At 58.7% G+C, this 12,407-nt stretch carries 10 protein-coding genes; 4 read left to right on the plus strand and 6 right to left on the minus strand.

What is annotated here, in order from left to right:
- The first annotated feature begins 5 nt into the window (after nucleotides 1–5).
- The 3 genes from rpiA (at nucleotide 6) to H9646_RS15545 (ending at nucleotide 4,390) form a co-directional block, all read left to right on the plus strand.
- Nucleotides 6–698 (plus strand): ribose-5-phosphate isomerase RpiA, encoded by a 693-nt coding sequence (gene rpiA / locus H9646_RS15535; RefSeq protein ID WP_191724302.1) that lies wholly within the window; start codon nucleotides 6–8, stop codon nucleotides 696–698.
- A gap of 20 nt (nucleotides 699–718) precedes the next feature.
- A complete protein-coding gene (locus H9646_RS15540; RefSeq protein ID WP_191724303.1) occupies nucleotides 719–1,948 on the plus strand; it encodes a nucleoside recognition domain-containing protein in 1,230 nt (409 codons plus the stop codon).
- A gap of 72 nt (nucleotides 1,949–2,020) precedes the next feature.
- The gene (locus H9646_RS15545; protein WP_225214251.1) at nucleotides 2,021–4,390 is read left to right on the plus strand and encodes a putative bifunctional diguanylate cyclase/phosphodiesterase; all 2,370 of its coding nucleotides are present in this window, start codon (nucleotides 2,021–2,023) and stop codon (nucleotides 4,388–4,390) included.
- Between the two features lie 83 nt (nucleotides 4,391–4,473).
- Here H9646_RS15545 and H9646_RS15550 read toward each other — a convergent pair whose 3' ends face one another.
- Nucleotides 4,474–5,583 (minus strand): PQQ-dependent sugar dehydrogenase, encoded by a 1,110-nt coding sequence (locus H9646_RS15550; protein WP_191724304.1) that lies wholly within the window; start codon nucleotides 5,581–5,583, stop codon nucleotides 4,474–4,476.
- A 171-nt stretch (nucleotides 5,584–5,754) separates the two neighbouring features.
- Here H9646_RS15550 and H9646_RS15555 point away from each other — a divergent pair, with 171 nt between their 5' ends.
- Nucleotides 5,755–6,459, plus strand: coding sequence for a YebC/PmpR family DNA-binding transcriptional regulator (locus tag H9646_RS15555; protein ID WP_191724305.1), 705 nt, complete (start codon nucleotides 5,755–5,757; stop codon nucleotides 6,457–6,459).
- A 215-nt stretch (nucleotides 6,460–6,674) separates the two neighbouring features.
- Here H9646_RS15555 and H9646_RS15560 read toward each other — a convergent pair whose 3' ends face one another.
- From H9646_RS15560 to H9646_RS15580, 5 genes are all read right to left on the minus strand, one after another.
- Nucleotides 6,675–7,376 carry a response regulator transcription factor gene (locus H9646_RS15560; RefSeq protein ID WP_191724306.1) on the minus strand — a complete coding sequence of 234 codons (702 nt, stop codon included), beginning with the start codon at nucleotides 7,374–7,376 and terminating at the stop codon, nucleotides 6,675–6,677.
- A 399-nt stretch (nucleotides 7,377–7,775) separates the two neighbouring features.
- On the minus strand, nucleotides 7,776–8,873 hold the full coding sequence (locus H9646_RS15565; RefSeq protein WP_191724307.1) for a glycerol dehydrogenase: 1,098 nt from the start codon (nucleotides 8,871–8,873) through the stop codon (nucleotides 7,776–7,778).
- A 189-nt stretch (nucleotides 8,874–9,062) separates the two neighbouring features.
- A complete protein-coding gene (gene upp / locus H9646_RS15570; protein ID WP_191724308.1) occupies nucleotides 9,063–9,695 on the minus strand; it encodes a uracil phosphoribosyltransferase in 633 nt (210 codons plus the stop codon).
- A 225-nt stretch (nucleotides 9,696–9,920) separates the two neighbouring features.
- Nucleotides 9,921–10,790: an enoyl-CoA hydratase-related protein gene (locus tag H9646_RS15575; protein WP_191724309.1), complete on the minus strand. Its 870-nt coding sequence runs from the start codon at nucleotides 10,788–10,790 to the stop codon at nucleotides 9,921–9,923.
- A gap of 72 nt (nucleotides 10,791–10,862) precedes the next feature.
- Nucleotides 10,863–12,377, minus strand: coding sequence for a helicase HerA-like C-terminal domain-containing protein (locus H9646_RS15580; protein WP_191724310.1), 1,515 nt, complete (start codon nucleotides 12,375–12,377; stop codon nucleotides 10,863–10,865).
- Nucleotides 12,378–12,407 lie beyond the last annotated feature (30 nt).

Raw genomic sequence — 12,407 nt, forward strand, 5'->3', positions numbered from 1 at the left:
CCCCCATGACGACACCTACTGCACCCCTGTCCCAAGATGAACTGAAAACTTTGGTCGGCCAAGCCGCACTGCAATACGTGGTGCCGGGCGAAATTGTGGGCGTGGGCACGGGCTCCACGGTCAACAAGTTCATTGATGCACTGGCCTCGATGAAAGACCAGATCAAGGGCGCGGTGTCCAGCTCGGTGGCAAGCACCGAGCGCTTGAAGGCGCTGGGCATTACCGTGTTTGATGCCAACGAAGTCAACGCCCTTGCTGTCTACATTGATGGTGCGGATGAAATTGATGGACAAGGCCACATGGTCAAGGGTGGTGGCGCAGCACTGACGCGCGAGAAAATTGTGGCGGCGCTGGCCAAGCAGTTTGTCTGCATTGCCGATGCGTCCAAGCTGGTCGATGCGCTGGGCCACTTTCCGCTGCCCGTGGAGGTGATTCCCATGGCCGCTGGCCAGATTGCGCGCCGCTTTGAAGCCATGGGTGCTACGGCGTCCCTGCGTTTGAAGGATGGCCAGCCTTTGGTGACAGACAATGGCCAGCACATTCTGGATGTGCGTGGTTTGACGATCAGCGCGCCCCTGGCATTTGAAAGCGAAGTGAACCAGTGGCCCGGCGTGGTCACCGTGGGTGTGTTTGCCCACCAAAAGGCCCATGTCTGCTTGCTGGGTACAGCAGCAGGCGTGAAAACCATCACCTACTAATCCTTCTTCGGGCGAACACCATGCTCAACATGCTCTGGTTGAGCTTTTTTCTGGTGGCTGCGGTGGCCGCGCTGGCCCAATGGCTGGTAGGCGGGCAGCCGCAGGTGTTTGCTGCCATGGTGCAGGCGCTGTTTGCCATGGCCAAGCTGTCGGTCGAGGTGATGGTGCTGCTGTTTGGCACCCTGACTCTGTGGCTGGGTTTTTTGCGCATTGCCGAAGAGGCGGGCGTGGTGCAGTGGCTGGCCAAAGTGCTGGGGCCACTGTTTGGCAAGCTGATGCCCGGAGTGCCGCGTGGTCACCCCGCACTGGGTTTGATCACGCTGAACTTTGCGGCCAACGGGCTGGGGCTGGACAACGCAGCCACGCCCATGGGGCTGAAAGCCATGAAGGCGCTGCAAACCCTCAACCCCCGGCCTGATACCGCAACCAACGCACAAATTCTGTTTCTGGTGCTCAACGCGTCGTCACTGACGCTGCTGCCGGTGACGGTGTTCATGTACCGCATGCAGCAAGGCGCAGCGGACCCCACGCTGGTGTTTCTGCCCATCTTGCTGGCCACATCGGCATCCACATTGGCGGGATTGCTGGCGGTGGCCATGGTGCAGCGCCTGCCCATTTTCAGCCCTGTGGTGCTGGCGTATTTGCTGCCTGCGGCTCTGGGGTTAGGGGCTTTCATGGCACTGCTGACCACGCTGAGTGCCGCAGCGCTGGCATCACTGTCTGCGCTGCTGGGCAACTTCACCCTGTTTGCCTTGATTGTGCTGTTCGTCAGTCTGGGTGCGTATAAAAAAGTGCCGGTGTACGACAGCTTTATCAACGGTGCCAAAGAAGGCTTTGATGTCGCCAGGGGCTTGCTGCCCTATCTGGTGGCCATGCTGTGTGCGGTGGGCGTGTTTCGCGCCTCGGGCGCGCTGGATTATGTGCTGGATGGCATTCGCTGGTGCGTCAGTTTCTGGGGCATGGATGAGCGCTTTGTGGACGCTTTACCCACGGCCTTGGTCAAACCATTTTCTGGCAGTGCAGCGCGTGCCATGCTGATTGAGACCATGCAGACACAAGGGGTCGACAGCTTTGCTGCGCTGGCTGCGGCCACCATTCAGGGCAGTACCGAGACCACCTTTTACGTGCTGGCCGTGTACTTTGGTGCGGTGGGCATTCAACGGGCACGCCATGCTGTAGCGTGCGCCTTGGTGGCTGAGCTGGCTGGTGTGGTGGCTGCCATTGCGGTGTGTTACTGGTTCTTTGGCTGAGGCTGACTGACAACGTCACACGGCTGTCATTGGCTATTCACACAATGTTGCAGATAAGACAGGTCTGCACACATGCTTTTTCTAGCCCAGCGCTTGCGCGCACTGATCGCTACCCGGATTCTTGGCCCAGTCAGCTTCAGCTGGCGCAGTCGCCAGCAGTCATCACATGGGGTCATGCTGCTCATCGTCTTGCTGGGCCTGTGTGCGTCATGGTGGTTCACGGCCAAGCATTTGAGAGTGCAGCTGGCGCATGTGGAGCAATCGGCACGCATGCAGCAAGCGGGCTGGGCGGCGCTGGTTTCTGAAAATCTGCGTCAGGTGATCGAGAAGGCTCAGCTCATGGGCGTGGTGGCTATGCAAGGCGCGCACAGCAACAGCGCCTGGCAGCAACAGCTGACACACATGCTCGAGCGTGATCCGGTTTTTGTGCGCTTTGCCTTGTTCGACCACAACCTGCAATTGCTGGCTGGGCACGCACAGGCGCAGCAGGAGCTGCAGGAGCTGCTTGTTCACCAGCAGGGTTCCTGCGAAGAGGGCGAGGGTGCTTTGCTGCTGCACCAGCATGTGCCCGTACCCACACCAGCGAACACCGCAGCGGTGCCCTTGCTGCTTTGTGTCACCGATGGGCGGGGTGCGTCGCAAGGCTATTTGCTGCTGCACATGGATATGGGCTACTTTTTGCGTTTGCACACTGACATGGATCTGGGGCAAAGCGGCACCTTGCATCTGCTGGCTCCGGATGGCAGCCAACTAGCAGCCATGTCCGGGGGAGGCTGGCTGGCATCCAGGCCCCAATATCGGCTGGACGCTTTCAAGCAGGTCAAACAAGGGGCTGGAGCAGCCAGTTTTTTTCTGGAACCCGGCAGGGAGCGTCTGGGCAGCTACCACCGCGCAAAGTTCATGCCGCTGACGGTGGTGGTCAGCCGTGACTGGCAAGAAATCCGCCAGGCCCATGCTGAGCATGCACAGCGCCTGTGGGGGCTGGCAGTGACCGTGTCGGTGCTGATGTTGCTGGCCACGTGGGCACTGTTTCGGAGCATGGTGCGCCGCCAGCACTTGCTGGAGGGGCTGACTCTGGCAGATCAAAAGCAGCAGGCGCTGATTGCACAGCTGGAAAGTGAAAAGCAGCGAGCCCTGGAACTGGCGGCCAGTGATCCGCTGACAGGGCTGCACAACCGGCGCATGTTTTACGAGCTGGTATCCAGCCATCTGGCGCTGGCCCGCCGCAGTCGCAAGCATTACGCCTTGCTGTATCTGGATCTGGACCATTTCAAGCAGATTAACGACACCTTGGGCCACCATGCGGGAGACGCCTTGCTGCAGGCTGTGGCAGATCGTCTGCGCAGCATGCTGCGGGGCTCGGACATCATTGCCCGCATGGGTGGCGATGAGTTTGCCGTGCTGGTGACCGCCATGGATGACATGCAGGACATGGATGGCCTGGCGCAAGAGCTGGTGTCAGGGCTGAGCGCCCCTTATGACGGCATTGCTGACCAGGTGGTGCATACCTCCACCAGCATGGGCATTGCTTTTTTCCCCAGAGATGGGCATGACGTGCAGGTGCTGTGCCGCCACGCGGATACGGCCATGTATGCCTCCAAGAAGTCGGGGCGCAACCGCTTTACCTACTATGACCGCGTGAACAACGCCGACAACGAACGTCGCTACCGCTTGCTGCGGCAATTGCCACAGGCGATTGCTGATGAGCAGCTGGTGCTGCATTTTCAGCCCAAGGTGCGGCTGGAAGACTGCGCAATTGTCGGGATGGAGGCGCTGGTGCGCTGGCAGCACCCGGAGTATGGATTGATCTATCCCGGCGATTTCATTGCCATGGCTGAAGAGCATGGTCATATTCAGGCTCTGGGCGACTGGGTCATGCAAGCTTGCTGCCGGCAGATCGCGGCGTGGCGCATGCAGGGCATGGATGTGGTGCCGCTGGCATTCAATGTGTCACCCTTGCAGCTCAAGGACTGTGCTTTCCCAACGCGCATTGCCACCTGTCTGCAGCACTATGGGGTGCGAGCGTCTGACATTGAGGTGGAAGTCACTGAAAGCTGTCTGGTAGAGCCCGATGGTCTGTCTGCGCGCGTGCTCTATCAGTTGCAGAACATGGGGGTGCATATTGCGCTGGACGACTTTGGCACGGGCTTTTCCAGCCTGAGCCAAATTCGTGCGCTGCCAATTGGCACCATCAAGCTGGACAAGTCCTTTGTCAATGCACTGCGCAGCAGCCATGAAGCGGGTGTGCTGGTGACTTCCATCATCACCTTGGCGCACAACCTGAAGATGCAGGTGGTGGCCGAAGGGGTGGAGCTGATGGACCAGCTGGTGTACCTGAAAACGGCAGGCTGTGATGTGGTGCAGGGCTACTTTCTCAGCCGCCCGGTGCCCGCGCAGCAGGCAGAGGTTTTGCTCAGGCAAGGCGTGCTGGAGCCTGCTTGATATGCACAAGGCTTTGCGATGGCTCAGGGCGTAGCCCCGTGATGCAGCCATTAAGCTGCGTCGCTCCATCGCCGGCCTGCAGTTTACGGCTGCGTCTTCAGGCGCAGCAGCTGGCCGTTGCTGCGATCGGTCAGCACGTACAGCCAGCCATCCGGGCCTTGCCGTACATCGCGTACACGCTGGCCTAACTGGGGCAGCAAGGGTTCAACCCCTGTGACCTTGCCTGCCGCAAGCGTAATGCGCTCCAGCCTTTGTGCCTTGAGTGCGCCCACCACCATGTTCCCTTTCCAGCCAGGGTAGCGGTCTGAGGTGATGAAGGCCATGCCAGACACGGCAATAGAAGGTGTCCACTGGTGCACCGGCTGCTCCATGCCTTTTTGGTGAGTGATGCCAGCGCCAATGCGGCCGCCGCCATAGTTTTCACCGTAGGTGATGACCGGCCAGCCATAGTTTTTACCGGGCTCGGGGCGATTGATTTCATCGCCGCCTTGCGGGCCGTGCTCGTTCATCCAGAAAGTGCCGTCAGGTGCCAGTGCAGCGCCCTGGGGGCTGCGGTGGCCATAGCTCCAGATCTCGGGCAGTGCATCGCGGCGGCCGACAAAGGGGTTGTCCTTGGGAACGCTGCCGTCTTTGCCAATGCGCACTATCTTGCCCAGATGGCTTTGCAGGTTCTGCGCTTCTTCCTTGAAGTGAGAGCGCTCGCCCAGCGTCAAAAGCAGGCTGCCATCAGGCCGCTCCACAATGCGGCAGCCAAAATGCAGCTGGCTGGCTTTCTTGGGCTTTTGGCTGAAGAGCACTTGCAGATCTTCAAGCTGGCGTTGATCGCTGGAGAGCCGGGCTTTGGCCAGTGCCGTGCTGTTGCTGGCGTTGTTGCCGGGTTCTGAATAGCAAAAGTACAGCGTGCGGTTTTGTGCAAAATCGCTGTCCAGCACCACATCCAGCAGGCCGCCTTGGCCACCCGCGGCAATCGCAGGCAGACCGGACAAGGGCTGGCCCAGTGCACCCTTGCTGTCAATCACGCGCATGCGGCCGGGGCGCTCGGTCACCAAAAAAGAGCCGTCTGGCAGGAAAGCGACTGCCCAGGGGTTTTGCAGACCCTGGGCAACCACTTCGGGCTCAATCTCCAGCGCCGGCGCCGCTGTGGCAAACAAACTAAGCGCCAGTGCAGGGTAGGCAATAGGGTGCAAGCGCATGGTGGTGGCTCCTTGTAAGGGGGTTGCATCAACGCCAGCGCAAATCGATGGCAGAAAAAGTTGGCATTGAAGGCGCCGTGGCCTATGCCACAGGTGTATAAAACGCCTTGATTTATTCTATGCCGGCCTTGTGCGCGGCATTTTTTGTTCTTTTTCGAAGAAAGGCCCCCCATGGGAGCGCAATGGAAAGCCAAGGGCAAGGCCCTGGCAGCGGACGCCAAAGGCAAGCTGTTCGGCAAGCTGGTCAAGGAAATTACAGTTGCTGCCCGTCTGGGTGGTGGCGATCCGTCGAGCAATGCGCGCCTGCGCATGGCGGTTGAAGCTGCCCGCAAGGCTTCCATGTCCAAAGAAACATTGGACCGTGCAGTCAAAAAAGGTTCGGGCGTGGGTGCTGATGCCGTCAACTACACCAGCGTGATCTATGAAGGCTACGCACCCCACCGCGTGCCAGTGATGGTGGAATGCCTGACCGACAACCCCAACCGCACTGCACCCAATATGCGTGTGTGCTTTCGCAAGGGCCAGATGAGCGCTGTGGCGTGGGACTTTGACCACGTGGGCATGATCGAAGGCGAAGCCGAAAATGGCGCAGATGTTGAGCTGGCCGCCATTGAAGCGGGCGCACAAGACTTTGAAGCCGGCGACGAAGAAGGCGTGACCTTGTTCATTACCGACCCTTCTGACCTGGATACCGTGAGCAAGGCGCTGCCTGCACAAGGCATCAAGGTGCTGTCGGTCAAGCTGGGCTACAAGGCCAAGAACCCGGTGAGCATGTCCAGTCTGACGGCAGAGCAGCAAGAAGAAGTGCAGGACTTTCTGGCGGGCCTGGACAACGACGACGATGTGCAGCACGTGTTTGCCGGTCTGGTCGATTGATTGCCGCCTCTGCGGTTTTCACCAAAAAAAGGACTGCGCCAGGCAGTCCTTTTTTTATGCGTGCCTTAAACGCATGGCGTTTGGCGTTGTTCAAGCATGGCTTTGGCTTTGGATATTTCTTAGCCAGACCAGGCACATGCTTCAGAGCAAGGCGCAGCGCTGCACCTGCACAGACCTGTCGCAGCAAAGCTGGCGGACAGGGCTGCCTGGTTTTTCTAATCGATCAGGCCATGCTGGCGCGCCATGTGGATGGCGCGGGTGCGTGAGGAGACTGCCATTTTTTGGTAAATCTTCTTGACGTGGCATTCCACCGTGTATTTGGACAGATTTAAGTGCTCAGCAATTTCCCGGTTGGTCATGCCCTGGGCGACCAGCTGCAAAATTTCTAGCTCACGCCCGCTCAAGGGCTGCGCAGGGGCATCGGTAGCTTCTGTTGTGGCTGCAGCTCTGGGGGCTGCCGCAAACTCTTGCATGATGCGCTTGGCAATGAACGGATCAATCGGTGCGCCACCACGCAAGGTGCTGGCAATGCCCAGCCGCAGCTCCAGATCATCACGCTCCTTGAGCAGATAACCCGTCGCACCGGCGCGCAGCGCACCCAAGATCGCGTCTTCCGTGCTCCAGGCAGAGATGACCAAAATCATCATCGCCGGATCGCGTGCGCGCAGCTCTTCAATCACCGTGTGGCCGGATCCATCTGGCAAGCCCAGATCAACCAGAGCCAGCGCAATCGGCTCATGCGCATAGATTTCGCGCGCCTGGGCCACGCTTTCTGCCCAAAACAAGGCGGTCGTGTCATAACCCATGTCCAGCAAAAGTGCGCGAATGCGCTGGGTCACACTGGGTTCGTCTTCCACCACCAGTACGGGGGCAGCCAGCAAAAGTGAAGCAGGGGGCGGGGGGGGCAGAGTGTCCATAAAGCGGTATGCAGCTCCAATAGCATAGGTATACCGTGTATTGCACCGCATAGTTAGCGGTTTGCACATCACTGAAACTAGTGGTTTTGCATGCGCAGTCAAAAAAACTGGTGGTGTATGGGCCCCAGTCTAGGTGTTTTGCGGGGTGCCAACGGGCACATGCGGCATCTGTTGACGCAATCCACAATATCCTCAGTGCAAAGGGGCTGCGCAGTGGCAACCCCTTTGTTTGGGCATGCATCTCAATATTTTGAGAGCTGCTTGCGCTTGCTGTTCAATGCTTTCAGATATAAAAGTATTGAAGAACGTTGTATATCAAGCGCTAATAGCTATTAAATTTTAAAGAAGGCAGCGTGCACTTCTTTTGCCCTCGGGCCAGAGAGGGCGCGCAGGGCAGATTCAGTCGTGGTAGCGCTCTGCCAGTGCATTGGCGGCCAGCATGGCGTCGTACACCTCTTGCTCGCTGATGGGACGGCCCATATTGCCCATGGTGTCATTCTTGTCGCAGGCCACCTTGGCCACTTCGCGCCATTCGGCTTCAATCCATTCGGTCAGGCCAAAGTCGCGCAGCGCCAGCGGCAGACCCGCGGCCTTGATGATGCGAATGACTTCTTGCACCTCGGCCAATGGGGCGTTTTCCAGCACCAGCTGGGTCAGCAGGCCAAAGGCTACCTTCTCTCCGTGCTGGGCGCTGTGCAGCGCAGGCACTACGGCCATGCCATTGTTCACTGCGTGGGCTGCGGCCACGCCGGCTGCTTCAGCGCCCACGCCGCTCAGGTAAATCGTGGCCTCAATGGTTTCTTCCAGTGCTGGGGTCACGGCCTTGTTGCGTACCGCGTCCATGGTCGCGTCAATGTTCTTGCGCAAAATTTCATAGCACATCTGTCCCAAACCCAGGCCCGTGCGCGAGGGCTTCTTCAAGATCAGGTTGGTACCGCTGCAGCGCCAGGTGGCACGTGCTTCAAAGTAGGTGGCCAGTGCATCACCCACGCCCGCAGCAAAAAAGCGCGCGGGGGCCTGGGCAATGATGGCGGTGTCGGCCAGCACGGTGTCGGGGTTGTGGGGCAGGAACAGGTAGTGGTCAAAGGTGCCATCGTCCTTGTAGACGACGGCCAAAGCGGTGCAGGGCGCATCGGTGGAGGCAATGGTGGGCACCAGCACCAGCGCTGCCTTGCAGTTGTGCGCCACGGCTTTGGCGGCATCCAGTGCCTTGCCGCCACCTACCCCGATCACCACATTCGCGCCGCTGGCTTTGAAGGCCGCACTCAGGTGTGCAATTTCAGTGGTGGTGCATTCCCCCGAGAACTTTTCCACATGGCTGCGAATGCTTTGTGCGGTCAGGCTGGGTACGGTCTGGCTGTGGATGCGGCTCAGGAAGAAAGAGTCAGCCACAAAGAACGCAAAGTCACCATGCTCGGCAACGTATTCGCCCACCTGGTCGAACAGGCCTGCGCCGATCAGAAACTTCTTGGGTGAGGAGACGGAGCGTGGAATCATGGCGTGCCTTACAGAGGTTTACTAGGGTTTACCATGATGCGCGGCTGCAGAGGCTTTGCGCCGCTGTGCACTGTCAATGCTTGATCTGCATCAAAAAGTCAGAGCAATTGCCAATTGATGACATTGCGCTGGCAAAGAGCACAAAAAAAGGCTTCCTGATGGAAGCCTTTACAACGCTGTGCGTGCTGTTTACTTGGTGCCGAAGATGCGGTCACCTGCATCACCCAGACCGGGCAGGATGTAGCCGTGGCTGTCCAGCTCGCGGTCAATCGCGGCGGTGTAGATGTCTACATCGGGGTGTGCTGCTTGCAGGGTCTTGATGCCTTCGGGCGCGGCCAGCAGGCACATGAATTTGATGGACTTGGGGTTGCTCTTGGTCTTGAGCTGCTGCACCGCTGCTGCGGCTGAATTGCCGGTGGCCAGCATGGGGTCGACAACGATCACGTCGCGCTCGCACATGTTTTCAGGCATCTTGTAGTAGTACTCGACGGGCTGCAGTGTTTCGGGGTCGCGGAACAGGCCAATGTGACCAATGCGGGCACCCGGTACTACGTTGAGCATGCCGTCCAGAAAGCCATTGCCTGCGCGCAGGATGGAGACCAGAGCGAGCTTTTTGCCGTCAATCACCTTGCCGACCATTTTTTCCATGGGCGTTTCGATTTCCAGATCTTGCAGCGGGAAATCACGGGTAATTTCGTAGGCCATCAGGGTAGACAGCTCGCCGAGCATGCGGCGAAAGCTGTTGGTGCTGGCTTCCTTGCGGCGCATCAGTGTCAGTTTGTGCTGGATCAGGGGGTGGTCGATGAGATGAACAGTGCTCATGGTCGGGGTCTAGGTTGTGAGTGAAAGTGCAGCCAGCACCCAACGCGTGAAGGTTGTTGCTGTTGTTGCTGTTCCAGGCATTGGAGGTACTGCTGCACATTGCGATGCCCCGCATTTTCCTTTTTTCTGAATGAATTTGTGGAAAGTCTTTCGCTAGTCTGCATGCGCGAGGGTGTTTTTTGACCCTGCGCACATGCACGCTGGCTTTGGCGCAAGCCAAAGAACTCAATCCAGACCCATTTGCGCGAACGTGCGCTGTGGCGTCAGGCCAGGAAAGTCTCCCGCGCGTTTTTGCTGCGTGGCTTGCACCGATTCCATGACGTGGTGGTTGCTCCAGATGCCCGCTTGCAGCCAGCCCATTTGGCGCAGGCTGTCCTGCACACTGTGGTCACGCGCAAAATCGAGCGCCTGTTTGCTGCCCCATATGGCAATCGGTGGCTTGGCTGCAATGTCTTGGGCGCACTGCATGGCGGCTGCCAGCATGGCCTCCTGGGTGTCAAACACGCCGTTGATAAAACCGTATGCCAGTGCTGCCTGGGCGGGCCAGCGACGGCCTGTGTAGGCCAGCTCTTTGACCAGCCCCATGGGCAGCAGCTTGGGCAAGCGCTGCAGGCTGCCCAGATCGGCCACCATGCCAATATTGATTTCCTGTACGCAGAAAAACGCATCTTGCGTGGCGTAGCGAATGCAGGCGCAGCACACCATGTCCAGAGCGCCGCCAATGCAGCCGCCCTGTATGGCGGTGATGACGGGAATGCGCAATTGTTCGATGCGCGTAAAGACTTGCTGCATGTCCCACAAAAACTCAGACAGCGCAGCGCGGCCTTCCGGGGTTTTGTCTTGCGGTGCCAGATTGGGGTTGGCAAATGTGTCCAGAGCCATGCCAGCGCTGAAATGCCTGCCACTGCTGCTGATGACCAGTGCCCGTACATCGCCCTGGGTGGTGATGTGCGTGAGGGCCATATCCAGATCACGCCAGAAGGCGGGGTGCATGGTGTTCAGGCTCTCGGGCTGGGACAGCTGCAAATGCGCAATGTGGTCTTGCACCTGAAGCTGCATGACCGACAAGATAGGGAGGTGTGTGCTGGTAGACATATGGCACGGCACTCTAGAGAGTGGCCGTGCCTTGGGAAAGCCGCACATTCCCTGATGTGGCAGCTTTGTTTGCTATTTCTTGCTGCCAGTCAAGCTGCCCAGCACGCCGCGCAGCAACTGGCGGCCCAGCTGGTTGCTCATGTTGCGGGCGGTGGACTTGACCAGGCTTTGCACCAGCCCATCTTTCTTGCCACCACGCGGGCCGGTAGAGCCAAACAGAAAGTCGTTCAATCCCCCCATCAAACCGCTGTCGCCCTGCTGCGCTGTGGCTGAGTTGCCGCTCACGCCGCCTGTGGCTGTGGGCGCCTCTGCTGCGCGCGCTTGCAATACTTCATAGGCGGATTCACGGTCCACGGTTTTGTCATAAACGCCAGCCACGATCGAGTTGGCAAGCAAGCTGCGGCGCTGAGCGTCTTCAATGGGGCCGATCTGGCTGCCCGGTGGTATCACATACACGCGCTGGGTAATGCCGGGGCGGCCTTTTTCATCCAGAAAACTAATCAAAGCCTCGCCGACTGCCAGCTCTGTGATGGCGGCCTCAATGTTGACTTCAGGGTTGGGGCGCATGGTCTGGGCCGTGGCTTTGACGGCCTTTTGGTCCTTGGGCGTGAAGGCGCGTAGCGCGTGCTGCACCCGGTTGCCCAGCTGCGCCAGCACGCTGTCAGGAATGTCCATGGGGTTTTGCGTCACGAAATACACGCCCACGCCTTTGGAGCGCACCAGGCGCACGACCAGTTCAATGCGCTCGATCAGCACTTTGGGAGCATCATTGAACAGCAAATGCGCTTCATCAAAGAAAAAGGCCAGTTTGGGCTTTTCAGGGTCACCAATTTCAGGCAGCTGCTCAAACAGCTCGGACAGCATCCACAGTAAAAAGGTGGAATACAGGCGCGGTGACTGCATGAGCTTGTCAGCCGCCAGGATGTTCATCACGCCACGGCCCTGGGCGTCGGTTTGCATCAAATCTTCAATATTGAGCATGGGCTCGCCAAAAAACTGCTCACCGCCTTCTGACTCGATTTGCAGCAAGCCCCGCTGGATAGCCCCCACGCTGGCGGCAGAAATGTTGCCGTATTCCGTAGTGAACTGTTTGGCGTTCTCGCCCACGTTTTGCAGCATGGAGCGCAGGTCCTTGAGATCCAGCAGCAGCATGCCGTTGTCGTCGGCAATCTTGAAGATGATGTTGAGCACACCCATCTGTGTGTCATTCAAGTTCAGCATGCGGCCAATCAGCAAAGGCCCCATGTCTGAAATCGTTGCGCGCACGGGGTGACCTTGCAGGCCAAACACATCCCACAGCGTACTTGGGCAGGCAACAGGCTCGGGAATCGCAATCCCGCGCTCTTGCAAAGAGGCCGCCAGCTTGCCTCCCACACTGCCCGCTTGACTGATGCCCGTTAAATCGCCCTTGATGTCGGCTAAGAATACAGGAATTCCCGCTAAAGAGAAGCTTTCTGCAATCTTTTGCAACGTGACTGTTTTGCCGGTGCCGGTGGCCCCGGTGATCAAACCATGTCGATTTGCCATGTTGGGCAAGATGGAGCAAACGATCTCACCGCGCTGTGCAATAGGTAATGCTGGGGCCATGTTCGGGTTTCCTCTGTCAAGTTACGCTGT

Source organism: Comamonas avium (assembly GCF_014836675.1).
GTDB lineage: Bacteria > Pseudomonadota > Gammaproteobacteria > Burkholderiales > Burkholderiaceae_C > Comamonas > Comamonas avium.